The 26,460-nt window shown below is 61.0% G+C and carries 12 protein-coding genes and 1 tRNA gene; 5 read left to right on the top strand and 8 right to left on the bottom strand.

The window, feature by feature from the left end:
• Positions 1 to 303: 303 nt before the first annotated feature.
• From OKA04_RS20015 to OKA04_RS20005, 3 genes are all read right to left on the bottom strand, one after another.
• Positions 304 to 1,311 carry a hypothetical protein gene (locus tag OKA04_RS20015; RefSeq protein ID WP_264502986.1) on the bottom strand — a complete coding sequence of 336 codons (1,008 nt, stop codon included), beginning with the start codon at positions 1,309 to 1,311 and terminating at the stop codon, positions 304 to 306.
• A complete protein-coding gene (locus OKA04_RS20010; RefSeq protein WP_264502985.1) occupies positions 1,308 to 1,922 on the bottom strand; it encodes a hypothetical protein in 615 nt (204 codons plus the stop codon). The genes OKA04_RS20015 and OKA04_RS20010 overlap by 4 nt, the downstream gene beginning before the upstream one ends.
• Positions 1,923 to 2,176: 254 nt before the next feature.
• Positions 2,177 to 2,386, bottom strand: coding sequence for an antitoxin VbhA family protein (locus OKA04_RS20005; protein WP_264502984.1), 210 nt, complete (start codon positions 2,384 to 2,386; stop codon positions 2,177 to 2,179).
• 227 nt (positions 2,387 to 2,613) lie between these two features.
• On the opposite strand from OKA04_RS20005, the gene OKA04_RS20000 reads away from it, so the two are divergent.
• Positions 2,614 to 6,690 carry a PVC-type heme-binding CxxCH protein gene (locus OKA04_RS20000; protein ID WP_264502983.1) on the top strand — a complete coding sequence of 1,359 codons (4,077 nt, stop codon included), beginning with the start codon at positions 2,614 to 2,616 and terminating at the stop codon, positions 6,688 to 6,690.
• A 71-nt stretch (positions 6,691 to 6,761) separates the two neighbouring features.
• Here OKA04_RS20000 and OKA04_RS19995 read toward each other — a convergent pair whose 3' ends face one another.
• The 5 genes from OKA04_RS19995 to OKA04_RS19975 form a co-directional block, all read right to left on the bottom strand.
• Positions 6,762 to 7,400: an NAD(P)H-binding protein gene (locus OKA04_RS19995; RefSeq protein WP_264502982.1), complete on the bottom strand. Its 639-nt coding sequence runs from the start codon at positions 7,398 to 7,400 to the stop codon at positions 6,762 to 6,764.
• Positions 7,400 to 9,637, bottom strand: a complete 2,238-nt coding sequence (locus OKA04_RS19990) for a DUF2314 domain-containing protein (protein ID WP_264502981.1) — start codon at positions 9,635 to 9,637, stop codon at positions 7,400 to 7,402. Before OKA04_RS19990 ends, OKA04_RS19995 begins: the two co-directional genes overlap by 1 nt.
• A gap of 71 nt (positions 9,638 to 9,708) precedes the next feature.
• Positions 9,709 to 11,037: a hypothetical protein gene (locus tag OKA04_RS19985; protein WP_264502980.1), complete on the bottom strand. Its 1,329-nt coding sequence runs from the start codon at positions 11,035 to 11,037 to the stop codon at positions 9,709 to 9,711.
• 85 nt (positions 11,038 to 11,122) lie between these two features.
• Positions 11,123 to 12,583: a hypothetical protein gene (locus OKA04_RS19980; protein ID WP_264502979.1), complete on the bottom strand. Its 1,461-nt coding sequence runs from the start codon at positions 12,581 to 12,583 to the stop codon at positions 11,123 to 11,125.
• A gap of 363 nt (positions 12,584 to 12,946) precedes the next feature.
• Entirely contained in the window at positions 12,947 to 14,683 is a 1,737-nt protein-coding gene (locus OKA04_RS19975) for a cation:proton antiporter (protein ID WP_264502978.1), read from the bottom strand.
• Positions 14,684 to 14,832: 149 nt separating this feature from the next.
• Here OKA04_RS19975 and OKA04_RS19970 point away from each other — a divergent pair.
• The 4 genes from OKA04_RS19970 to OKA04_RS24600 all read left to right on the top strand — a co-directional run bounded on the left by OKA04_RS19970 (position 14,833) and on the right by OKA04_RS24600 (position 26,275).
• A tRNA-Leu gene (locus tag OKA04_RS19970) sits at positions 14,833 to 14,918 on the top strand.
• A 1,054-nt stretch (positions 14,919 to 15,972) separates the two neighbouring features.
• A complete protein-coding gene (locus OKA04_RS19965; protein WP_264502977.1) occupies positions 15,973 to 19,461 on the top strand; it encodes a PA14 domain-containing protein in 3,489 nt (1,162 codons plus the stop codon).
• Between the two features lie 14 nt (positions 19,462 to 19,475).
• Positions 19,476 to 20,444 carry a HEAT repeat domain-containing protein gene (locus OKA04_RS19960; RefSeq protein WP_264502976.1) on the top strand — a complete coding sequence of 323 codons (969 nt, stop codon included), beginning with the start codon at positions 19,476 to 19,478 and terminating at the stop codon, positions 20,442 to 20,444.
• A 29-nt stretch (positions 20,445 to 20,473) separates the two neighbouring features.
• Positions 20,474 to 26,275 (top strand): RHS repeat domain-containing protein, encoded by a 5,802-nt coding sequence (locus tag OKA04_RS24600; RefSeq protein WP_319800626.1) that lies wholly within the window; start codon positions 20,474 to 20,476, stop codon positions 26,273 to 26,275.
• Positions 26,276 to 26,460: the final 185 nt, after the last annotated feature.

Below are 26,460 nucleotides of genomic sequence, written 5' to 3'. Positions count from 1 at the left end.
CGACTTTCAGTAATCTGCCTATCCTTGGAGAACTATAATCATTACTCTCGGTCGAATTTTGCGCATGTGAAACTGAGAATAAATTCACCCCGAATATAATGCTGGCAATCAAATTGTTAATATTCATTTTGATCAGTTTTGAATGATTTAAGCAGAATTAGAGGTGAATTCGGCACTCCGTGAAATTCGGATTGTCGTCGCGTCGGTACACTATGCTGGAGCCGCGGTCGTGTCCATAGGCGGATAGCACCGGGTCGGTACTTGCCTGTTAATTCCGTGCCTTCCGTTAACCTGGATCGATCATCAGTCCCCTTTCACCTCCAGCGACAGGTCGTCGAGGTAGAAGACCGAGCCCTTGTCGCCGCGGGAGTCGAGGGAGAGGGTCATTTCGCGTCCCTTCAGGTCCAGGGTGGGGCGCTCGGTGATGGTCACGTCGCTGGGTTCCCGCTCGAGGTCTTGACCAAGGTCGAATTCGACGCGGAATTGCTGCCAGCCGTCTTTTTGCGGGAGTTCGTGGCGCTGGGTGGCGGCTTCGTACTGAATCATCGCGGGCCAGCCGCTGGCGACCACACGCAGGGCGGGGCGCAGGACGTGAGTCCCGGTGCCATCGGTGTAGGCCCAGCCGGTGAGCACGTAGCGCGCGCCGGGCCGGGCGGTGATGGGCTTGCCATGCTCATCCTGCAGGCGCTGGGTGAGGTGGCCTCCTCTTTTCAGCCGCGCGACATTCCGCCCGGACTTCGCGAAGACGCGCCCTCCGCTCACGCGGCCGATCTCGCAGAGGTCGGCATCCAGCGTGGAGAAGTAGTCCTGCCACTCGATGAGCGCGGTGGTGTTTCCCGTGGTATTCAGCGAGAGGTCGGTGATTTCGAATCCGGGATTCCGCAGCACCGGCGCGGCGACCGGGTGGAGGAAACGCGGCACGAGGAAGGCGGCGGCTGCGGCGAGGACCGCGAAGCTGCCGAAGATCGCAGCGGCTTTCCTCCGCTTTCCCGGGCGCGAGTTTTCCAGCCTGGCGCGCGGGCCCACGCGAAGCTCCTGGCTGCGCTGGATCTCCATCGCCGGGCGGCCATCGCGGCGGGCGAGGACGACGCGCCGGGTCTCCAGCCACTCCAGTTCGCTGGGTTCCAGCGCGTCCTTCATCTCCGCGTCGAAGAGCAGGAGCTTCGCGCAGCGGTCGCGGGCGGCGGGATCATCGCGCAGCAGATCTTCCAGACGACGGTGCCCTTTCTCGTCCAGCCGCTGGTCGAGGAATCTGGCGAAGAGCTCGGACAGCTCGTCGGCTTCGGGGGGATGGGCGGGCAGGTCGCTCATTCCGTCGGGGTCATCTGGCGGGTCACGCAGTCCCGCAGGAGTCCGCGCAGCCGTTCGAGGCGCTTGTAGAGGGTTTCCAGCGATTTCCCGGCGCGCTGTGCCTCCTTGGAAAGAGCGGCGGCGCTTTCCTCGCCGTAGCGCAGACGAATCAGCGACTGCTGGTCGGGAGTCAGGCGGCTGATGCAGTGGCGGAGTGCTTCCACCCGCTCGGTCGCCTCGGTGGGCGCGGGGCGCTCCTGGGCGGCCACCGAGTCGGCCAGCGACTGGGCGACATCCGGAGCGAGGAGCTGGAGGCGGCTGCCGTGGAATTTTCGGCGGGCGGCCATGCCGATGTGCCGGGCGCAGGCCAGCGCGTGGTGGAGGAATGCCTGCTCATCCTGATCGAGCGGACCTTTCCGCCAAGCGACGAGGGCGACTTCCTGCACGCAATCGTCCCGCAGGCTGCCGTCCGGCACGAAGCTGGCGAGATACGCCCGGACCGCGTGCTGGGACTGCTGCCAGAGCTCGGAGAATCGCCGCACCCGCTCGGCATCCTGCCCGGCCAACGCGTTTTCCCCGCCGACCGCCAGCAGGCGGTCGGGGGTATTGGCTAGACTCAGCGAATGCGACATGACGACGGGGCCTCCGGCTCACTCTACCCATGCCTCGCAAGGGGTGCGGACGCGATGCAAAAGTAGGTGGGACCGTTACGGATGGAAAGGGAGCCTCATTCCCCAGAAACCAGATTCTTCCTCAGCAAGTTCTCCAAAGGGCCGTCGTCTCCTTCGAAGGATGCGATGGAGGCGTCCACCATCTGCCTCTGGGTCATCCGGTCCCACCGGATCTTAAAACGCCGGTCTCCGGATCCACATAGGGATCGCCGGAGTCATTCCTGTACCCCATACCTTGCCTTCACGCGTTGCCGGTACTGTTCCGGCGTCATGGTACCGGCAGCGACTGCCTCCAGATCGATCATCGCTTCCGCGTCGGGGGTGATTCCCTCCAGAGCGGCGTTCCCCAGCGCATCCCTCAAGCTCTTGGACGGCAGAGGGGTTGCGCCGGTTGAGATCGGTGCTTGGCGGGAACTCGCCTTCATGCGGCGAGGGTATCGGTGCGGAGGGTCTTTTGCAAGGAGCTTCCCGGGACGGCCGCGACGGAGTCATTCTCCGATTTTCCCGGAGAAAAATGTCAGGTCACGGGGGTGGGGGGACATTGTTTCGCACCGCCTGCCCCGAATGTGGGGGCTTCCCGTTTTTACGCCGGGTGGTTAAAAGCATCGTCACCCTTTTCTTCGACCAAACCCGCACCTTCCGCCCGAATCCGATGAAAACACCCATGCCGGGCTTCGCCCGTCTCCTCGCCGCCGGCCTCCTGATGGTGGCCCAGGCGCATGCCGCGAACAAAATCGTCTTCCTCGCCGGGGGCAAAAGCCACGGTCCGGGCGAGCATGAATTCCGCGCCGGCTGCATGCTACTCGCCGAGGCGCTGAACGAGAGCGGCCTCGACGTGCAGGCCGAGGTTCATAGCGGTTGGCCGTCCGACGAGAAGGTCCTCGACGGTGCCAAGGCGCTGATCATCTACGCCGATGGCACCAGCGTGGTCGGCAAGGGCTGGGACAAGGTGGACCAGATGGCAAAGAGCGGCGTGGGCCTGATGTTCATGCACTACGCCGTGCATCCGTCGAAGGAGGAGGGCGACAAGTATTACCGGCCATGGATCGGCGGGGCCTTCGAGGATGATTTCTCGGTGAACCCGCATTGGGTGGCCGACCTGAAGGTGCTGCCAAATCACCCGGTCTCCCGTGGTGTCGGTTCGCTGGTGGAGGCCTACGACGAGTTTTACTACAACATGCGCTTCGCCGCGCAGACGGCAAACATCGCGGAACTCGTCACCGCCGTGCCGGACCGCGAGCGCATGAAGCGCTACATCAATCTCTGGAACCAGCACGGCGTGGACGGCCTCGGCAAGAAGCAGACGCTGATGTGGGGAATCGAGCGCCCGGACGGCGGCCGCGGCGTGGGCTTCACCGGCGGTCACTACCACCGGAACTGGTCGGTCGATGGCTTCCGCAAGATCGTTCTCAATGCCATCGTCTGGACCGCGGGCGTGGAGATCCCGAAGGACGGCGTGACTTCGAAGCCACTGACCGAGGACGAGCTGAATGCGAATCTGGACGAGAAGGGCAATGCACCGCGGCTCACGCTCGTGAAGCCCGGCGAGGTCAAGCAGATCCCGGCCGCGCAGGTGGATGTGAAGCGTGAGGCGGCATTCCCACAGGTCGGCCCCCAGAAGTTCGAGAATGGCGGACGGCAGCCTGCCGCGCGCAAGGGCCCACCAGCAAAGCCGGTGGCCGAGACCGCGGCGATGAACGCCCGGACGCCACGCCTGGAGGAAATCAAGGCACGGATCGAGGACGCGAAGGAGCTCTATCTGGTCGTCTCCGACAATGGCGACATGGCCTACGACTGGGCAAACTGGATCGAGCCGAAGATCTACTTCAAGGATGGCTCGTCGAAGGATCTCACGGATCTTCCGTGGACCTCGGTGACCACCGGCTGGGGGGAGGCGAAGGTCGGCAAGAATGTCGGCGGAAACGCACTGACCATCGACAAGAAGACCTACGAGAAGGGCATCGGGACGCACGCATCCTCGACGATCGTTTACAAGCTGCCGGAGAACGTGCGCGGCTTCACCGCGAAGGTAGGCATCGATGACGGCGGCATGTTCCAGAATGGCGAGGCCAAGCCTGCGAACGTGAAATTCGCAGTCTATACCGAGAAGCCGCCGGAGGCTGGTGACAGCGCCGAGACGCTGGTGCCCGAGGATCTCTTCTCGACGCCGGACGACAATCTCGAGGTGACCGTGTGGGCGACCACGCCGATGCTTCGGAACCCGACCAACATCGACTTCGACGCCGAGGGTCGCATGTATGTCGCCGAGGGCGTGAACTACCGCCACGCGAGCAATGCGAGGCCGGAAGGCGACCGCGTGGTGATCCTTTCCGACACGGATGGCAATGGCATGGCCGATACCACCGAGGTCTTCACGCAGGACAAGAACCTGGAGTCGCCGCTGGGCATCGCGGTGCTGGAGAACAAGGTCATCGTCTCGCAACCGCCGGACCTGATCGTCTATACCGACGTGAATGGAGACCGGAAATTCGACCCCGCGGTGGACAAGCGCGAGGTGCTGCTCACCGGCTTCAATGCGCGCCAGCACGACCACTCGCTGCACAGCGTGACGGTGGGTCCGGACGGCTTGTGGAATTTCAACAACGGCAACTGCGGCGCGATCTTCACGGACAAGTCCGGGAAGACCTTCCGCATCGGCAGCGGCTACTACAAGGACGGCGGCGGCACCTGGTACCAGGACGTCCGCTCGATCGCCGGTCAGCCGAGCGACGATGGCAACGTGTGGGTCGGCGGCTTCTCCGTCCGCATGAATCCGGACGGCACGAATGCCCGCATCGTGGGCCACAACTACCGGAACTCCTACGAGCAGGCGCTCACGTCATTCGGCGATATGTTCCAGAGCGACAATGACGACCCGCCGGCCTGCCGCGTGACCGAGGTGATCGAGGGTGGCAATGCCGGCTTCTCCTCCGCCGATGGCAAGCGCTCGTGGGGTGCCGACCGCCGCCCCGGCCAGGATGTGCCGACCGCCGAGTGGCGCCAGGAAGACCCGGGCACCATGCCCGCGGGCGATATCTACGGCGGCGGCTCGCCGACCGGCGTGGCCTTCTATGAGAATGGCGCGCTGGGCGACAAGTGGCAGGGCCTGCTGCTGGCCTGCGAGGCGGGCAAGAATGTGATCTACGGCTACCTGCCGGTGCCGGATGGCGCGGGCTTCAAGCTCCAGCGCATCGACTTCCTGACGTCGAACAAGGAGAAGCAATTCTCGGGTTCCGACTTCATCGGCGGGCCGAGCGGCGAGCTGAAGACGCTCTTCCGCCCGGCCGATGTCGCGGTGGGTCCGGATGGTGCGCTGTATGTCGCGGACTGGTTCGACCCGCGCGTCGGCGGTCATGGCACGATGGACAAGTCCGGCTCCGGCACCATCTACCGCATCGCACCGAAGGGCTTCAAACCCGTGCTGCCGAAGATCGACCTGAATACCACCGAAGGCCAGATCGCCGCGCTGAAGAGCCCGGCGGTGAATGTCCGCAACAGCGGCTTCGTCCGCCTGAAGGAGCAGGGTGAAAAGGCCGTGCCCGCGGTGGCCGATCTGCTGAAGGACAAGAACCCCTACATCGCGGCCCGCGCCGTGTGGCTGCTCGCGCAGATGGGGCCGTCCGGCGAGCAGGTCGTCACCGGGCTGCTTTCCTCGGAGGATGCCCGCATGCGTCTCGTCGCCTGCCGCGCGGTTCGTGCTGCCGGTGCCGACGTAGTGAAGCTGGCGGAGAAGATGGCAGCGGATCCTTCCCCGATGGTGCGCCGCGAGATCGCCCTCTCGCTGCGCGACGTGCCGGTGGGGAAGTCGCTGCCCTTCCTCGTCACGATCGGCGAGAAATTCGACGGCAAGGACCGCGCCTATCTTGAGGCCTTCGGTCTCGGCTGCACGGGCAAGGAGGCCGCCATCTACGATGCCCTTCGTAGCAAGGTGACCGCCTCGCCGGAGATGTGGACGGATACCTTCGCTTGGCTCGCCTGGCGCCTGCATGCACCGCAGGCCGTGGCCGACCAGAAGGCGCGCGCGCTTTCCGGAAAGGTCAGCGCGGAGCAGGTGAAGCTCACGCTCACCGCGCTCGGATTCACGAACAGCGCCGCCGCCGCCGCCGCGATGATCGAGCTGGCGAATACCGCGAGCTTCTCCCAGAAGGAGCTGGCCGGCTGGTGGGTGAACAACCGCAAGGGCAACCTGTGGAAGGCCTACGACGTGGACGGCATCCTCAAGGCGATGGGGCAGGATCCGGCGAATGTGAAGCTCACCGCCGTGGAGATGCCTGCCGAGCCCGCGGGTGTGCCAAAGCTGCCGCCGACCGCCGAGATCCTGAAGCTCCAGGGCGATGCTGCGCGTGGCAAAACAGCCGTGGCCGCCTGCTACATGTGCCACCGCCTTGGTGACACGGGAGTCGATTACGGTCCGGATCTCACCAGCTTCGGCAAGCAGCAGCCCGCGGAAGTCATCATCGAGGCGATCGTGAATCCCTCGGCGGATGTCTCGCACGGCTATGACGGCACCGAGATCAAAACGACCGACGGACTCACCATCGTGGGCATCGCCCTCAGCGACGGTGACCCGGTCATCATGAAGAGCCTCGGCGGACAGACCCAGACCATCGCGAAGTCCCGCATCGCGAGCATGAAGAAGATGGACAAGTCCCTCATGTACACGCCCGCCATGCTCGGCCTGTCCGCGCAGTCCGTGGCGGACATCACCGCGTATCTGAAGAGCCTGTGATCAACGCATGATCCGTGGGAAAGCCCGGTCCTTCACGAGGGCCGGGCTTTTCTTTTTCCCGTGGTCAGCGGTCAGACGCTGAAGATTTCATCCAGCTCGATCACGTGCATTCCGGGGCCGCGGGCCACGGGCGACTTCGCCAGCTTTTCCGCGAGCGTTGAAGTGGGCATCGGGCTGAATCTCCGGAACAGTCCGAGAGCATTCGCGAGCTTCAGCACGGCAGCGCTGATCCGCTCGCCCGCGCGATCCGTGTCCTTTCGCAGCAGCAGGCCCGGACGGAAGATGATGCATTGGTCGAAGCCGAGGCGGGTGATGTGACCGTCGAGGCTGCCCTTCATCCGGGAGTAGAAGACCTTGCTCGCGGTCGATGCCCCGTAGGCGGAGAGCACCGCCGCACGCGGGATGCCGTTCTTCTTCGCGATGTCGGCGAAGCGCGCGGGGATATCGTGGTCGATATGCCACTGCCTCTCCTGAGAGCCCGCTGCCTTCAAGGTGGTGCCGAGGCACGAGAACCAGACGTCTCCCCGGATGTGGTCCGACACCTCATCGAGCTTGTCGAAATCCGTCACGACTTCCGAATACTTCGCGTGCTGGCGTCCGCCCGGGCGACGGACAAAGGCAACCACCTCCGAGTAGCCCGGATCGCCCAGCAGGACATCGACGAGGTCTTTGCCTGTGGCACCGGTGGCTCCGATGACGAGTGCTTTCATCATTCCTCGCCGCGCTCCTTGAGTTGTTCCTGCATCAGTTCGCCGGTCTTGTTTCCCTCCATGCTGCCATCGGGATTCCGCAGGATATAGTCGAATGCCTCGGCAAGTTTTACGGAGACATTCGCCCCTGCCTTCAGGTTCTTGATGTGGAAGGGCGTGTTCTGCAGCGAGCCGCTGAGCACGTCGTCGTCGCTCCACTTCAGCACTTCCACCCACATCCACTCGGAGCCCTCGTCATCACGGGCGAAGGGGCCCTTCACCATCAGGTTCGATCCCACGGGCAGGCCTTTCCGGAAGTCCGCCTTCATCGCGGTGAGCTTGCGGCGTGCTTCTTCCGAGGCCCTCTCGATCGCATCGTCGTGCTCGATCCCGAAGATCTCATCCTTCGATCCCCAGAAGCGGTGGACAATCTCCGCGCGCCGCTCGTCATCGTCGGCTCCCTTGCCGTGGCGGAAGTCGAGAGCAACCTGCGCATTGTCCGTGTCGCCTTCATCCGGGGTGCCGCGCATGATCGCGAGATCGGCCTTGCCGGAGCCACCTTCGATCAGGGTCTCGCGGTAATCCTTCGCGAGGGCAGCGGGCAATGCGTCGAGCGAAAGCGTGAATTTCGAGGGATCTTCCAGCACGGAGTCCTTCGCGATCGTCTGGCAGAAGACATTGATGATGCCGCCAACGGAGCGATTCTCGGACTTCACCGAGCGCTCCACCGCCACGTCGGGCAACGCGAATTTCTCCATGCCGAGGGTGACCGAGCGCACGTGGCCGGAGTCGCCATTCTCATAGCTGTGAATGGTGATCTGGTGGCGGATGTCGGGGATCTCGCCGCTTCCCCACGTGTCGATGCGCCGTGCCTTCCAGGCGTCGCGATGGAAGCACTCGCGGGTCGCGCTGTCCCATACGTGCGCGCCGGTCGCCACGGCGTAGGCATGGGCCACCTTGTTAAAAGCCTTCGCCCGCTGCCACAGGCCATCGGCAGGTGTCACCAGCATCACGATGGAAGCGCGGGATGTCTTCTGGATCGCCTTCACCTCCGCTTCATCCAGGCCGTGTCCCTTGTATTGGAAGTAGTCCTCATCCGGCACCGGGTAGTCTTTCAGCGGTGCCTGCTCCTCCATCATCACGATGAAGGGCGGCTCGGTCGCGTCGTCGAAGCTGTCGAAAACCGGAGTGCCTTTCATCTCCTTCTCCACCGCCTTGCGCAGTGCCTCCATCGGCGGGACGAGCGGGTCAGGCGCGTAGTAGAAGACGATGCCGATGCCGGTGCCCTTCGCGCGCAGGTCGCCCTTCGGCTGGAAGTTGTCCGCCTTGGCCTGCGCGGTGGCGGCGGAGATTTCCCCGGCGGTGATCGTGATCGAGCACTCGTCGCCTTTGTCCGCGAGGATCTTCGTGGCCAGCAGCCCGTTGGTGGGCCCGAGGATGGTGAAGTGATCCTCTCCCTCCACGGTGATGAAGCCCAGCTTGCCATTCTTGTTCCGGTTACGCCGCTCCAGCGCCTTGAGCGAGTCGGCGTTGCCGTCCGCGCCCTCCATCACCAGCGTGGTGCAGGTGATCGCGTCCAGATAGTGCAGGGGCGCACGCAGGCGCCGCTCCTTCGCATTCTTCAGATCGTAGGGAAGGATTTCCTGCCCGTAGCCCGCGGGATCCTCCACGGGGCCGAATGCGAAGACGGCCCGCAGGCGCTTTTCCGGTGCCGCCTCCGCGACCAGCAGTGCGAGCGTGCCGCCGGTGCTGTGACCGCCGAGGTAGATCCGCTGCGGGTCCACCCACGGGAGCTTGGCCGCGTGGTTGATCGCGGCGAGCACGTCGTCCACCTCGCCATAGAAGCCTTCCTTGCTCCCGGGGTTGTCATTCCCGCCTCGCAACGAGGGATACATCATCGCCAGCCCTGCCTTGCGGAAGGCGGCGGCGGATTGGTCGTTCTCCGGCGGCATGTCTTCCCAGGCGATCTGCGAGATGCTGTTGCCAAAGCCACCGGTGAGCCAGATCACCAGCGGGTGCTTCTTTCCGTCCTTCGGCGCGGGGCTGATGTAGGCCACCAGCTTTCCGGCGGGGGAGGTGTAGGAGATTTTCTCGAAGACTCCCTTCGGCGGGTCGGGCGCGGCTTGATCTTCCGACTCCTTCTTGAGCAGCTTCGTCACGTGCCCCTCGCGGGCCTTGGTGAGGGCGGCAGGCTCCGCCGAAGCGGGGACCAGCATCATGGCGAGCGCGACCGATAGGGAGGAGATAAGTCGGATCATGTGGCAATGTTGCCTCTGCCGGATCGAAGATGGCAAGCGCCCGCCTCCATCAGTGCCGACACCCGGGCACATCACGCCGGGAGCGGAGGGCAGTCGATCCGACTCCGGGATCGCCGGAACAAGTGCCTCACCAGACGCAGCAGCAAGATACCGAGGACCAGCTCCACGCCGAGGATCAGCCACACCGCCCCGGTGAGCGGTGCCCGCCGCATGGGCTCGCCGCCGCCGCTGAGCGAAAGTTGGTGGAGGATCACGGTCTCCGCGAAATGCGGGGCGTGCTCGAGATCGGACACCATCAGCGGCAGCAGCAGCGATCCATCCGGCAGCGGGATGCTGCCCGCGAGCATCTCCGCGCCGAGCATGCCCGCCTTCTCGTGATCTCCATGAATCCGCGTGCTCCCGATGCCGAGCCCGGTCGCGCCGGTGCCAAAGCCCCAGATCACCGGCCCGGAGTCGGCATCGATGTAGCTGTCGGGGTGATTGCCGTCGTTTGGAAATTCCCGCCAGCCCGCGGCGAGGCGATTCACCTGCCAGAAGTCGGTCACCAGTTTCCCGTAGAGTGCATCGGCAGCCGCCGGGTCGAGATCGCGGGCGTAGGAAAAGAAGAAGCCATTCGTGCAGCCGCGCGAGGGACCCCATGCTTCGCCCGTCTCCGCGATGGCCATGTAGGGCGGGAGCTGGCCCGGGAAATTCTCCATCATCCGGTGGAAGGCCTTTCTTGCCCATTCCGCACGCGACGGGTCCGCGCGGCGGATCATCGCGATCCCGGCGACCACATCGGCGGGGAAACACTGCGAGGGGTAGTCATCCACGAGGCCGTAGGGAGAGGCATCGATGTCCGCGGCCAGGTCGGCGGTGAGTTGTTTCAGGATGGGCAGGTGCTCCGTTTTTCCCGTCAGGTGGTGATGCGCCGCGAGCGAGCCGATCACGAGCATGCGGTAGAAGCAATTCGGGTCGTCGAGGTAGTCGTCGCCCCAATAGGTCCGCACCCAGTGGGCATGGCCCGGATCGAGGATGATGCGGGTGCAGGCCTCGATGGCATCCTTCCCCGTCTCCTTCGGCGGACGTCTTGAAAGCGTCGGGTCAGCCTCCCACTGCGCCTGCAGGTTTTCCGTCGCGAGCAGGTAGAAGAAGGCACCATAGACCGGCGACTCGGTCGCGGTGATCTGATTCACCTTCAGCGTCTCCGCCACCCCGGAGGCGATGCGCTCGTCCACGTATCCCGGCAGCCGGCGGGAGAGGGAGGCGTGCAGATTGAAGGCGAAAGTCGAAGGGGCGGCCGAGCGGAGTCCGGTGTCCGTGACGAGATACCAGGCGGTCTTTGCAAAGGGGAAGACGACGAATGCCAGGGTGGGTGTCAGGATCAGCGCGGCGAGGGTGCGCAGGACTAGTTTCTTCATGCTCCGGATGAAAAAACCGCCGCCCCAAGGACTTGCCATGAGGCGGGTGTGAAAAAGCGGTGAAGCCTGACAGCAGTGCCGGTGGCTACAGCGCCGCCCGCGTCCTCGCCACCAGCGGGGAGTCCGGTGCCGTCGTGCCCTTCAGCCAATGCACGCTCGCGGCGAGGAAGCGATGGCGGAAGGCGGGCGAGAGCGAGTGCCAGTCTTCCATCACAGCGGTGCTGAATTTGTAGTCGTGCGAGTCCGTTCCCTTCAGATAGATCAGCCGCCGCGCTGCATCGGTGAAGACCTTCGGGTCGCCTCCGGCATCGAGGTAGGCGAGGGTGCGGCGCGCGGCCAGCGGGCGATCTTCCATCAGCCCGGCGAAGATCTCCTCCACGGCTTCCGGTGCGGGGCGACCCTCCGGCACGGGCTCGAAGGTATCGATACGGATGCCGTCCTTCGCCCGGGCATCATCGCGGAAGAGCGGGAGGAAGGATGCATTCTGGAGCATCAGGAAGCGCCGGGTCTCGTCATTCGCCGCGTGCCGGTAGGCGTAGTGAAGTGCATTCGTGGTGGTGGACGCGTGCAGCGAGATGATGCCGGGCCGTCGCATCAGCAGCTCCGCCGCCGCCTGGAACATCGCATCCCACACCGGCTGCGGGCTGCTTCCGGCATTGATGAGTTCCACGGCTTTCGCCGATGCCTCGTCCCATGTGCCGGTGCGCAGGGTGGCGAGCATGTCGGCGGTCGCTTCCGGCCGGTTTTCGCCGCCGTTCCAAGTGACCCGCAGGTCCTTGACCCGCTCCTGGTTCTTCCGTCCCGGCTGGTCGGCGAGCTCGTCTGCCTCTGCGGGATTGCCGCCGTCGTGGGCGAGCAGGGCGTAGGAAAGCGAGCGCAGCACGGGCTCGGCGTGCTGCCAGCCGATCACATTGAGCAGCCGCCAGGAGTTCGCGACGTAGATGGCCTTGTGCCCGATGTCCCGGTAGTCGCGCGCGCCGTAGCGGCAGAAGAGATCGAAGGCCGCCTGCGTGTCGCCGTTTCTTGCCAGCGCTGCCGCGGCCGTGTCGGCACAGCCGACGTCCCACGAATCCATGCCCGTGGAAAATGCCGCCGCCGCCCGGTCCGCGGCCGGCACGGCTGGCTCGAAGACACTCTCCATCGTCCAATCGCCTGCCTCCTTGTCCCGCGCTTGCGATGACTTGAATTGGTCGAGCGCCCAGAAGACCGGCAGCCAGCGGTCGCCATCCGGCGCGCTCAGGCTGGCAAGGTGGGCGGAATTGATGACCAGCACCGCGTGAAACTTGAATCCCACGGGCCGGGGCTGGATATTCCGGATGCCCGCGAGCAGCAGCGCCGTGACGATGTCCCGGTGCGTGGTGCCGCTCCGGATCTTCGCGCCGACTTCCTCCAGCAGCCGGTCACGCGAGGTATCCTCGAGCAGGCGGACGAGGGGCTCGATTTCCGGCAGGAAGCGCACGGCTGTCGGGTCGAGCTTCGCGTCATTCGCGGAGACGGGGGGCAGGCCCGCGAGAAATCCGAGCCCGCCGAGTGCGCTCGTCGCCATGAAGCCCCGCCGTGTGAAATCGCCGGTCATAGTCCTTGGGAAACCATCGGGGAACTTGGACTCGGACAATCCGGACCGCAAGTCGCCCCCGTTTCATTCTTCCGAGGGCCGGAAAGAGCCTCTCATCCCAAAAACTCACGGCCGGCACGGGGGTAAACCCAAGAAACCCCGTGCCGGCCGCGTTCTGGATCGGTTCGCTACAAACTGGAAGGTGAAACCCAAGAAACCAACCGTTCGCCACGAACCTATGTGGGTTGTGATAAAGCTGCGGGCGTGCCAAGTCCCGGCGAACATTCTGGAATTTTCGTCACATAGGGGCCGATTTTTCCCCAAGTATGAGCGCTGCAAATGGGAAGGCCGCCCTCACTTTCGGTCCACGATTGTCAGCACGTCCTCATGCGACAGGTCCGCCCGCTGGTAGGCACCCATGGCATTTTCGATCATGGCGATGGAGCTCTCCCGCTCGTCGTGGATCACCTGCACGTCGTGGGCGCGGAGCTGCTCGACCTCGGTCTGGAATTTCGCCCGGGCGAAAACGAGGATGCCGGGATTCTTTTCGCGGATCAGCGGCAGCGCGGCGAGGGTGATCGGCACGGCGGGGAAGGTGAAGGCGACGAAGCGCGCGCGCTCGATCCCGGCCAGGTCGAGCGCTTCCGGGTGGGCGGCGTCGGCGAAAAGGACCGGCTGCCCGGCGGATTTCAGTTCGCGGACGGTGTCGGAATTCAGCTCCATCACCAGCGTGGGGATATCGCAGCGGCGCATCGCCTCATTGAGGCTCTGGCCGACCGGGCCGTAGCCGCAGATGATGGCGTGGTCGTTGATTTTCCGGACGGCGGCGGTCGGGGCCGTGTCCGGTGAGGGGCGGACGGGGGATTTCATGCCCTTGCTCTCCAGCAGCCGGCCAAAGGGCGCAGCCCCGCGCATCAGCGTCGGCACCAGCCCCATCGTCACGGCGGTGCAGGCGAGCAGGAGCTGCTCGATGGCGGGGTCGAAGTCCCGGAAAGTATCCGCCTTCTTCAACAGCACCAGCGAGAATTCCCCCGTGCTCGCCAGACTCGCGGTGGCGAGGATGGCAGGGCGCAGCGGGACCTTCAGGATCTTCGTCACTCCGAAGATGATGCCGCCTTTCACCGCGATGATCAGCGCCGTTCCCAGCAGCACGAAGACCCAATGTGCCGCGAGCGCATTCAGGTCGATCATCAGGCCCACGGAGACGAAGAAGATCGTGAGGAATAGATCCTTGAAGGGCAGGATGTCCGCCATGATGCGGTGCGAGTAGATCGACTCGCTGAGCACCAGCCCGGCGGCGAAGGCCCCGAGCGCCAGGCTGAGCTGGAGCGCCTCCCCGGCCAGCGCCACCGCAGCACAGGTGCCGATGATGGTGAGCGTGAAGAGCTCCCGGCTGCGTGTGCGGGCCACGGCGTGCAGCAGCGGCGTATTGCCATAGCGACCGAGCAGGATGGCAGCCCCGAGGAAGAGCACGCCTTTCCCCATCGCCCAGGCGATCTGCCCGACCGTCGAGCCGCTGTCCCTGCCGTAGATCGCAGGCAGCAGCAGGATGAAGAGGATGACCGCCAGATCCTGGAAAAGCGCGACACCGAGCGAGAAGCGCGCCCCGGGATTGCTCGGCTGCCCGAGTTCCTGGAAGGACTTCATGGCGACGGCCGTGGAACTCAGCGAGACCGCCACCGAGAGGACGATCGTTTCCGGCCACGGCAGGCCCGTCCAGCGGGAGATGACCACCGCGACGATCGTCGTCAGCGCCACTTGCAGCCCGCCGCCGAAGATCGCCTGCCGCCAGAGATGGCGGAACTCTTCCAGCGAGAACTCCAGCCCGAGCGTGAACATCAGCAGGATCACGCCCAGTTCGCCGAGATTCGCGATCGTGGGGTCCTCCGGCCCGATGCCGACCAGCACCAGCACGCCGCTGTTCGCGATCAAAATGCCGCAGAGGAAATAGCCCACCAGCAGGCTCTGGCGGAGCTTCACCAGCGCCAGCGATACAAAGACCGCCAGTACCAGGACCATCGCCAGCATGCCGAAGAAAGGAGTGATGCCGGTACCGCCGGAGGCGAGGGGAAGTAGGTCGATCAGGGGCATGCGTGTCGGATGCCAGCATCCTTCATGCGCGATGCGGAGGAAAGCCCCGCGTCTGCCTTATCATCGCGAAGCACATCATTCCGGCTCGACGCCTCCCCGCCTCTGCCCATAGTCGCCCGCGTCTCCCCCCGTCAACGCGCGGGACCATTGCCACCGTGGCGGAATCGGTAGACGCCGCGGACTTAAAATCCGTTGCAGGGTAACCTGCGTGCCGGTTCGAGTCCGGCCGGTGGCATGCTATTTATTTTCCAAGAGGTTGAGGCGATATCCCTGTGGGTTTTTGGGGGGAACAGAGAAGAACCGTGTGGAGTCAGTGAGCATGTATCTCTGGCAGGAAATGGGCAATGCCGAGCGAGTGAAATCGGCAGCTTGCTGTCGGTGAAGATCACTTCGGCCGACATACTGGATTGCGATAAGGCACGTCTTCTGTTCGAGCCGTTGACGAGGCGTTACGACTGCTGAGGAAAATCTGGGCCGATGGGGGTTACGCTAGAGCTTTGGAAGGCGATATGCCTCGGCAAGACCGGCACCGGCGGAGTGATATCTTGAGATCGCCATGTCGCAATGGACAAGGCGAAGGGAAGGGACTGAAGGTCCTGTCTAAGAGATGGATCGTGGCCTGAACAGCCCTTTTACTTTACGTGTCCGTGGAGAATCCGGAAGGCCCCGCAACGGCCTTGCCCATGTCGGTGCAAACAATACCTGTCTTCAGTCGGCTAGGCTGGTCGGGCAAGAGGCTGCAAGTCATATCAAGCTGGGCTTTAGGATCTTTCATCGTTGAGCGAGGTCAGGCATCATTGCCAAAACTCGCTCGTTTTGGAATGAGCGCTTGGGAGTGGGATATGGGGTTGAAATCAGACATTGCGAAAATGTGTCAATATTGTTGCGAGAAAGCATCGACAGATAATGCGAATAGCCTGTAGGGACCAGCCTCAAGAATGAGACCTCCCTCAGCATTCCTCCGTCCCTGCAAGTTCTCAGCCGTCACCGGGGCGATGCTGATGATGGCGTCAGTTCAAGCAGAGGAACCGTCCGCCCCGCCCGAGAATGAGACCCGCCTCGAGCCCTCGACGTGGCTCCTGCCATATCCGACGGAGTTCGACCGGGGGGAGGTCTCTCCTTCCGGGCTGCTCTACGAACGTTGGGAGGGCATTGGTGGCCAGACGGTAAGGGAGATGTTGGAGTCTGCCGAGATGAGGAAGGCTCCGGCAGTGAAGGGCGTCTCTCCCGCCACGATGCTGCCTGCGGGCGATGGCAAGGACTTCGGGGTCAGGATGCGGGGACAGCTCGTGGCTCCCCGCTCCGGCACCGTCCGCTTCGTTCTGGTCTCTGATGACAATTCCGAACTCTGGTTGTCCCCGTCAGCCAGTCCGTTCTCCAAGAAGAAGATCGCTTGGATCACAGGACCGGGTTGGTTCGGATCCTCACCCCGTGGTCACACCGGCAGGATCAACAGCCAGTGGAGCGCCCCGATCCGCGTGGAGAAGGGCCAATCGTATTATGTGGAGGCATATCACAAGGAGGGTGCCGGGGACGATCACTTCGAATTGCTGTGGCAATTCGATGAAGACGAGAAGCCGGCTGAGGTTCCCGTGGACGTGCTGACACCGTGGATGGGGTCGGACGAGGATGCGGATGACGACGGTCTGCCGGATGAATGGCAGCGCGCAACCGGCCTGGCGGGCCGACCCGATGCCGCATGGTGGCAGGATGCCGACGGTGACGGGGTCAGCAATTTCGACGAATTCATCGGCCATACCGATCCGATGGATGACCAGCCGCTCAATGGCTTCCTCCTCATGGAGATCTGGTATGGGTCATGGGGGCGGGAAGTTCAGGAACTCCGGCGGGATCCTCGTTTCTCCCAAACTCCGCATGAGGCCCTGTTCATCCAGGGAGCGGCGGTGCCCTCGCTGGAGGCCAGCCATTTCGGCAGCAGGCTGAGCGGCTATCTGGTGCCCACCGAGTCTGGCAAGTATGAACTCGCCGTGGCCGGCGACGATACCGTCGAGCTCTGGTTCTCCGAGGATGCGTCGAAGTTCAACAAGAAGCGTGTCGCGTTCAATGACTACTGGCGGGGCGATGCAGCGGAGAAGGAATGGTCGAAGATCCCGTCCCAGCGTACGCCCGTGCTCGAGCTGGAGGCGGGCCGGGAGTATTATTTCGAAGTCATCCACAAGGACGCGGTCCAGCCCGGCTGGTCGGCCCTCGGTTGGCGCATGGAAGGGGAGAAGGACTTCAAGGCGGTGCTGCCCCAGTTCCTGCGGTCACCCGCGAAGGATGCCGATGATGCCGATGGCAACGGGCTGCCGGACTCGTGGGTCCGCGAGATGGAGGCTCAGGCTGGTGCCGGCGCTCCATTCTTGACGGAGAGCGGAGATCCGGATGGCGACGGATTGTCCAATCTTCTCGAGTACCAGATCGGGACCGATCCCTATTCCAGGACCTCGGTTCCCGGTGCTCTGTCGCGTGAGTGGTGGTTCCGGACGCCCGGGGTTTCACTCCAGCGCAGCCGGGAAGCGGGAGACCTTCTCAGGCCGCCGTCGATGTTTACCCTCACCGACGGTGCGAGGTCGGAGATGAATACGACGGATCACTTCACCTCCCGCATCCGTGGTTCCGTGAAGGCACCCGTGGCAGGTGAATATCGCTTCTGGATCGCTGGCGACGACCACTGCGAACTGTGGCTGTCGGATTCGGAGCAGAAGTTTCTGAAGCGGAAGATTGCTTGGATCCTGCCGTCAACTTGGGCTAGCCCTGATGCTGACGCTTGGACTGAACCGGAAGCGTGGGATGAACGTGCAGCGCAGAAATCCGGTTCTAACTTTCTCGATGAAGGCGAAGAGCGCTTCCTCGAGATCCTTCACAAGGATGCAGGCGACAAGGATCACGTGGCCATCGCATGGCAGTATCGCGATAGCGGTGGGGAGTGGAGCGAGCGGGAAGTGATCCCCACCGAGATGCTTCGTTCTTTCCCGGGCGATGACGACGATCTTGATGACGATTACTTGCCGGACTCTTGGGAGAAGGACTACGGACTTGATCCACAAGACAATGGGTCGAAGGATCCGGTGAAGCAGGGAGAGAACGGTGACTTCGATAATGACGGCCTCACGAACAGAGAAGAGTTCCTGCTGGGAACCAACCCGTGTCTGGCAGATAGCGACGGGGACGGTGTGGATGACCGGGCAGAAGTTCAGGTGTATGGAAGCGATCCTACGGTCAAAGACGCATCTCCTCCGAAAGTAGTGACAAGCCTCGCTCCTGGAGGGGCTGTGTCAGGCACAATGACATGGCTCCCCTATGTAAGGGATGGGGCGGTCTATTCACTTGCGCGTCGTGGTCAGTCGAACTGGGAATTCGAGGTTTCGGAGCCAGGAATCTATCAAGTGGATCTGGCGGGAAATTCAATTTCTGCGGAGCCTCATGCTTCGCCAATAGCGGTCACAATCAAAGTCGACGGAGTTGTGGTTGGTGAAGGCGATCTCACGTCTACGCTCACCAAACTCTCTTTCCTAACTCCGTGGCTCTCTGCCGGACGGCATCAGATCACCATCGTGAACCGAAATGTCCGGTCTGGGGTTTCAATGGTGATTCAATCGATCGAAATACTTGCCCAGACAGGCGAAGATGCGAACGCCAATGGATTGCCCGATTGGCTGGAGAGATACTATCGAGATCTAAATCGCGTAAGTGTCTCCGAAGCTGGATTTGAAACGTCTCCAGCGAACCTTGAAGGTGTGTCACGGTTTTTTGAAGATTTATCAATCACTTCAGGAGATCGCGTGGTTAAAGCCACACGAGGTGTCGGCAAAGGATGGTTTGCCGATGTTGAATTGGATGCCTTGGGTTCTCCCACCACCGCAAAGCTCTCCTATGAAGGCGGCGCGATCACCGAGGAAATCGATCTCGTATGGAAAGCGATCAACCTGCTTGACGGTGTGGATCACAGGTACATTCGCAGGGGCGACTCGGTGCGTCTGATGGCCTGCGATCCTTCGGGAGGTGCAGATGGATGGCAATTCTCTCTAAGTCTTGATGGAAAATCGCTGCACTCGGGTTCCTCCACATTGCCCTTCATGCACCGGTTCTCGAAAGAAGGATCTTACGAGTTGGCTACTTCAGCAAAGGGGCCAGCAGGAGAGGTCCTGACATCATCTGTCAGATTTGTTGTGGTAGATGCCGACCTTGGGGCGGACTTCCATGTTCCATATGATCGTAGCCGCGCTTGGACACCTTCGATATTGCCCGAGGCTGCAGTCATACAGAGTGACGATAATCTGTTGCTTTCCGAATTGCCGTCGGACGGCAAGCGATCCTTTGACGCCTCTTTCGGCATAGCGCGTGAAACGTCAAGCCGGGTGATTGCCCGCCTGCCGGAGGGAGGAGCCATTCTCGATGCTACCAATATCCATGGCTTCTTGTTCGCTTCGGCGACATGGACGGGTGATCACCAACTGATCGAGACTCTTCCAGATGGCACCCGTGTGGTCCGTGTCGGCTACGTCCTGGATGGAGAGATTCCGCCCGACCTCTCGATATGGATCGAGATGTATGTTCCTGACGCTGTCTTTGCCAATGGTGGATCATGGTTGCAGCTGACGGCGGATGACTTCGATGAGAACGGAGCTGCCAGCTTTGAAATCTACAAGGCACCCGGAAATGACACCCCGTATGTATGCCACTGGATCAGGCCCTTCGGTGACGGCCCTGATGAAAGGGATGAGAGCACTTCTGAATCCACTGACGCTGAAACTCCAACCGGTGAAGCTGAGTGAGTTCACCGCAACCAATGATGCTGGAGCGTGCGAAACGCTTCTGGCGTGAGCGTCGGCTCATGCTTCTAGCTGCGGGCTGCGTGCTTGCAGCAGGTTCGCTGTGGCTTCTGCGTGAAAACGTCTTCCGGGGAGGCGCTACGCCTCCGTCGATGGTTCGCTCGCTGCCTCTCACTGATCTCCATCCTCGCGAGAGTTCCGAGTCGAATCGCGGCGAGATCTTGCGCCCCGACCTCACCTCCGCCTTGGGTCTTTCGGGAGAGCTAACCACCAACGTCAGAACGCGCGAGCTTATGACCATCCGCGGTCAACTCTCTCCGGACGAGCTCGAGGAGTTGCTGCGCGCGCTTTTAGTAACCCCCGGCAAAGGTGATTCGATCGCAGCCATGTCTACTTGGTTTCACGAAGTAGCGAATGTCCTGCATCGACAGCCGGTGGACTTGCAGGTTTTCTCCGAAGTACTGGCGACCGTTGCTCGCGATGTGAACCGTGACGCCACCACACGGGACTACGCCCTCCAACATTTGCGCAGGGCATGGGAGAGCGCAGGCGAGAACAATAGCTTACGGCGTGCGATCGAAGCGACCTTCGAGGAGTTGCTGGCTGCTCGTGGCGCGCTCTATCCAACCGCCTTGCTCAGCTTGCACCTGCTTGATCCTGACCAGCGGAGCGGAATGGACCTTTCAACCATGAACTTCGAAGTGAGGTCGATTCTCACCGACGATGTGGATACCGGCGATGCCTCGGTCCGGTCCAGAATGGTGGCATGCCGAATCTCCGGAGAACGGGGAATGGACGATATGCGTGTTCCTCTGCTCAAGCTCGCAAAAAATGAAAGCGCCCATGCCTTGGAGCGCATGTCAGCCATCGCGGCCCTCGGCCGTATTGGTGATCCGTCCGATCTTGATGTCTTGCGCACCCTGACCTCTCACGACCCCCGTATCGCCGGAGCACTGCGTCACCTCCCCCGACCCCCGAAAAATTGATTTCACCCTTTCCTACTTTCACCGCGACGATGAAACACGACATCAGATTTTCTCCCTTAAGATTTTGCGTTGCCTTGGGGGTGCTGCTCCTTTCAGGGATCGGCCTTTCATGGGCTACTGGAACGGCTCCTGACAATCCGCCGGTTGTCTGCGGATGTTGTACGTGTTATAATGATGATGCTAAATTGACGGCAGGAGGAGTCGTCCTTGAGAGCAACACGGACCTTCCGTCAGAATGCAAAAAGGTCTCTCCTGATTCGGAAGGAAAGATTCAGGTTCAGCTTCAGCTGCCCACAAAGACAACCTCGAACTGCTCTGATTGCGGGACGTCCTATCTGATTGTGACGCTGAGGGAAGAAAACGGCGTAAAGGAACAGACCATGACCATTGATGAAGATGCGCCGGCACCGCAATGGAGCTTGGATACAGCAGAATGGGATGGCCCTATCGTTGTGACCTTGTTTTGTGCCAGGGAGGGGTCATCCGAGAAGTCCGCATGTTTCCATTTCAAATTTTGTTTCAAGGGTTGTGATTCATCTTGCTCAACATGTCCTGATGGTTCGATTGCGTCGGGTGCAGGTGAAGTGCATGGCGAAAATGGCTCGGTGCGTTTCACCGTACCCGTTGGAAAGTCAAATTTCGGCAGCATCTCAGCAGCTCTCAATGTCCATTTGGATTCCACCGACAATCCTGGTCCGTCGGCCTTGGAGTTGAACGGATGGGATGGAATCACCAAGACACTCGATGGAAGCGGAGCGATACTCTCAGTGACCACCCAGAGCAGCCATGTCTCGGTGGCGGCCGCTCCAACGGCAGCTGATCCGAATGCTTACACTATTTCAGTATCGTCTAACCCAACTGCTCCTGACCCTTCGACCTCGGTTTTCAGGACGGTGACGGTTGAGAAACTGGCAGGCGACATCTTTCAGGTGACATCGGTGATGGTCGGGGGGAGCACCCGGATCATGCAATGGACCAAGACCGGAAGCACCTGGACCTTCATCTCGGGCTTGTCCTCGCCTACTGGAAATGCCTTGAGAAAGGTGGAAAAGGTTATTCTGGAAGCCACCAACTCTGCTCATAGCTATCGCGAGAAGATTTACGAATTGGATTCTGACGATACCATTCCTCCGCTTTCGTACCTTCTTGTTTCGGATGAGATCCGGGAATATCACCGCATCGGCGGTGCATGGCAAATCGTCAAGACTCGCAAGGATCCGGACGGAGTCAATCTCGTGAGTACCTGGACTTACTACCTGGATGGGGAGCTTACCGGTGCCGCATCGTATGTTGGCGTGGGCCGTCTCAAGGATCATGACCGCTACGACGGGTATTTCGAGAGGCACAGCTATGCCGAGTATGGACTGAAGGGGCGTTATCACTGGGTGCAGATGCCCTATGGGTCTGGTACCATGACCAGGACGAGTACATGGGATCCAGACACCGGCATCGAGGTGGTTACAGATTCGACACCTGGGTTCCTTCTTCGCAAGACCGAGACGGCTTGGAGTCGTCCCGCAGCGACCATCTCCAAGTCGGTGAAGGTCTACACTAATGCGACCAATTTTCTCACGACGGTTTACCAGTTTCATCAGTCGGGAGCCGGTGGTGCCGGTACGGGGAACAAGCCCAAGTCGATCACCCGGCCCGACGGCACAGGTGTTCTTTATTATTACTCATTGGATGGAAATGGATACCGGGTCATCACCGAGAATGCCGTGAGCCTTGGCGCTATTGTCGAGGGCACGAGCCGGCAAACTACAATCAATCCTGATGGAAACACCGAGAAAGTATGGACAACCGCCATCAGCACCGGTGCGACCAACCCCGCGGAACAAGCGGCACAGCTCGAGAGACATGGTGCGGTTATTGAAGATTGGAAGGCTACAGACGTGGATCACCTTGGTCGCCCTGAAGAGATTACATGGTTCTCGTCCCAGCCAAATCCCTGGGTGACGACGCGAGCATACGACTGTTGTGGACTCTCTTCGGAGACCGATCGCTACGGGATCGAGACCAAATACAAGTACGACGAACTCCATCGCGTGATCCGGACAAATCGTCTGGGCATCACCGATGCCGTCAAGTATCAGGGCTTGACCGTGTCCCGATATCGTTACCCCGAGGTGGTATCGGGGGGCTTGTTCGGCTCCGGCCTTGCCAATGAGATCTCAAGGTCGACTTCCAATCTAGCAGGGACTGTGACCGGCTCGTGGGGGGCATCGCCTCAAACCGGATTCCTGGTGCAGCAGTCGACCACCACCACCACTTATCGGAATCCCGTTGGGACAGTGGTCAGCCTGGGTGCAGGGATCGGCTCGAAAGTCGAGAACCAGGTGATCCAAGTGACTGGAGATGGCCCGAACCCGCCGAAGCAGACCTCGCTCAATTATTTCGACGGCAAGCTCTATCGCTCTTGGGGGGATCTGCAGCCTTCGGTGCAGATGTCATACCTGATCGGCTCCACCGGGCCATATACCTACGAGTCGCTGATCGAGGGGATATCCGCATCAGGTACAGGCGGGACTTTGAGGGAGCCGACATACACCTACTACGACCATGCTGGCCGGACATCCCGTGAATTCAAGCCAGCGAGGTGGAACACCTCCTACTTCTACAATTCCATCGGACAACTTGAACGCACGGTCGATGCCGATGGTTTTCACAGTCGATTCGGATACAATTTGAAAGGAGAGCGCACGATCTCGGCACGGAAGATGAACAATCTCACCGGGGAGATCACCTGGGGGAAGGATCAGATCACGTCCACGGAGACTTTCGCCGTGAAGAGAAGCAGCTCGCCGAATGTCCATGTTCTTCGCACCGTGACGAAAGTCTGGAAGGATGGGGACACCAGCGCTTCCGGCGGGTCCGTCGTTTCGACAGTCGATCGGAGTGCGGACGGCCTGAGGACATGGTCCTCGAGCATCGGCGTCACGGGTGAGGAAACCTCGACGGTCACCTTGGCCGGTGGAGGTGACTGGACCGTGGAGTCGGTGGCGGTGGATCTGAGCAAAACAGTCGAGACCCACATCGGCGGATTGTGGGACAAGACCGAGATCAGAAACTCCAGCAATGGCATCGTTGCCTCCACCTCTGCCCGCAAGGTGAATGGAGACCGCGGCTACGACAGCTTCAATCGTCCTACCCACAGCAAGGACTCCCGCACGGGTGTGACGGTTACCGGCTACCTCTCGAATATTTCAGATGCAGTGGTTCTGACCACCCCGCCTGCAGGTGCCAGTCAGGCCACGTCCTTTACCTATGATCACCGGGGACGTCGGACGGCTGTCGGTGCCCCGATGAGCCAGACCACCACCTATTCCTATTTCCCGTCTGGCAATGTCAAGGAAGTGTCCGGTGCCCAGACTTACCAGCAGGCCTACACCTACGACTACGCGGGCAGGATGTTGACCCTGAATACCGGTGCGAGCTCGGTCACCAGGTGGAACTACTCCTCCCTGAACGGCCAGTTGATGGGGAAACGCTATGATTTCTCAAACAATAGCGTGGATGACGAGTACGGGCCATCCTACACCTATACGCCCGGTGGCCGGCTCAAAACGAGGGAGTGGGTCCGCGAGTCCGGCCCCTCTTCCGGGGTGAAGCTCACCACGACCTATGGATACACCTACGGGCTGCTGACGTCGATCGACTACAATGACGACACCCCCGACGTAACCTACAACTACGATGCGTTTCCGGGTGATAACAACCACGTGCCGGGAATGCTGGAGACAGTCACGAGGGACGGCGTCACCTGGACCTACAAGTACAATGCGACGACCCTGAGACTCGAGTCCGAGACCCATCCGGTGGCAGGCACCTCCCTGGAGCGCGTCCTCACCCGGTCCTACGATACCCTGGGGCGTCCTTTCGGGATTGAGGTCGGCACAGCCGCTGATCCGGATATCGACCATGAGGTGAGCTATGGCTACGACAGTGCCGGGCGCCTTGGCGGGGTCACCGGTGCTGGCAAGTCCTTCAGCTATGGCTATACCTCCGGCAGCTTCGGGCTGCTCGCCACCGTCACCAGCCCGCACCACACCGTCACGAATTCGTGGTTCTCCGATCGTGATGTCCTGGCCGACAAATTGAATAAGGTTGGAGCCACGACGGTTTCGCGGTATAATTATACGGTGAACAACTTGGGTCAGCGGACGCACATGAATCCCGAGGGAACAGCATTTGGAAGCTGGAATCCCAGTTGGGAGTGGTCCTACGATGAGAAGGGCCAGCTCGTGTCCGCGATCCATAACGAAGATCCCGCTTCGAAGAATCGCGCCTACACCTACGACAGCAGGGGGAATCGCCTTACCGCCACCGACGGCAGTGGACCCGGCGAATTCATGACGACCTATTCTCCCAACAACCTCAACCAATACTATGAGGTGGACCGCCAGGCTCCATTGGTGATGCCTGTCTATGATGACGACGGGAACCTGACGGAAGATGCAGGGATCAACTCCCTCGGTTACGAGCTGAAGTTCTCTTGGGATGGCGAGAATCGGCTCAAGGAAGTTCGGAACGGTGACGACGTCCTGCTGGCCACCTACAAATATGACCATCTGAGTCGGCGCATCCGTAGGACCACGACCGCAGCGGCGAATGGCGGAGCTTGGGACATCGGCTACCTTTACGACGGCTGGAATGTGGTGATGCAGTATATCATCGGCAGTGGCCCTGCCATCACGCCGCGACTTGCCTTCACCTGGGGCCAGGATCTCAGCGGGTCATTCCAAGGGGCTGGCGGGGTCGGCGGGCTTCTCTGCTACCATGCTGCCCCCAGCACGGATGGCTCGGGGAACCGGGTGTGGGGATATAGCTCCTATCCGACCTACGATGGCAATGGGAACGTCACCGAATACCTTTCTGAGGATCTGGAGGACGGGTATGAAAACGCGCCCCACTACGAGTATGACCCCTTTGGCCGTCAGGTCGCAGGATCCGATAATACTCCTCTCTACGGCTTCTCCACCAAGCCAATGGATGCGGAGACGGGGCTGTACTATTACGGCTACCGATACTACGACCCGGTGACCGGGAGGTGGCCATCAAGGGATCCGATTGAGGAAAGAGGAGGGGTGAATTTGTATGGGTTCGTCGGCAATGACGGAATTCGATATCTAGATACTGATGGGCGGATATGGGTAGACGGAAACGGGGTGCAAATACCGGATCAAGATCTTGCGAAGGTTGTCACCTATATTTTTGTTGATGCCAAGGATTTCTCAGAGCAAGCATTGATTCAATATCAGAATGCGGTAGCGCATGATGGAGTTGCAGGAGTTGCAATGAGCAAGACTGATACTACAGATAATTTCAAGGATGATTGGGCGAAAATGGATGGTGAAATTGGCCGGGTAATGATTATGGTTCACGGGAAAAATCAATCCATTAGACTTTCAAGCGCGGCCCAGCAAATGACTAGCACGGGGGATGGGCGCACTAATATTTCAAAAAGTATTGCGCCGAATGTGCAAGATTTGCCTCAACCTAAGGGCAATATTCGCAAGGCTGTTCTGTATCTGTATTCGTGTCACTCAGACGACTGTGAAAAAAAGGCGCACGGTACAGGAGACCATAGGCAGGGGGATTTGGCTGGAACAGGGGAAACCGTAGCTCAGGCCTTTTTTAACAAATTCCCATTTGAGCGTGTCTATGGGACTGCTGGCTCTGTAAATTACCATTCTTGGCGGACTGGCACAGCAAAATCCAGCCCTCAATATTTGACTCCGTATCCTGAGGATGGAGTGTGGAGAGTTTATTGTCGTCCCATTTCGTTTATGTTGGCCCCAGGACAAACGCTTCAAGAAAAGAACGATGATTAGGCGTATAAACTACGGTTTGGCAATTGCTTTGTGTCTTGTCTCTTTAGGGGTAGGGACGTTGGCATGCTGTTATTTAAGGAAATCGTTTTTGGGGTTTGAGTTAGTAGCCAGATGCTCCAATGCAAGCGACGGCTTCTTGCCAGATGCATATGAGTTTTTTCATTCGGCAGAATCATACAGGAGTT

The sequence above is a fragment of the Luteolibacter flavescens genome (assembly GCF_025950085.1).
In the GTDB taxonomy this organism is placed as follows: domain Bacteria; phylum Verrucomicrobiota; class Verrucomicrobiia; order Verrucomicrobiales; family Akkermansiaceae; genus Haloferula; species Haloferula flavescens.
Note: the sequence above shows the minus strand (reverse complement) of the source record. Positions and strands in the feature narration are given on the sequence as shown.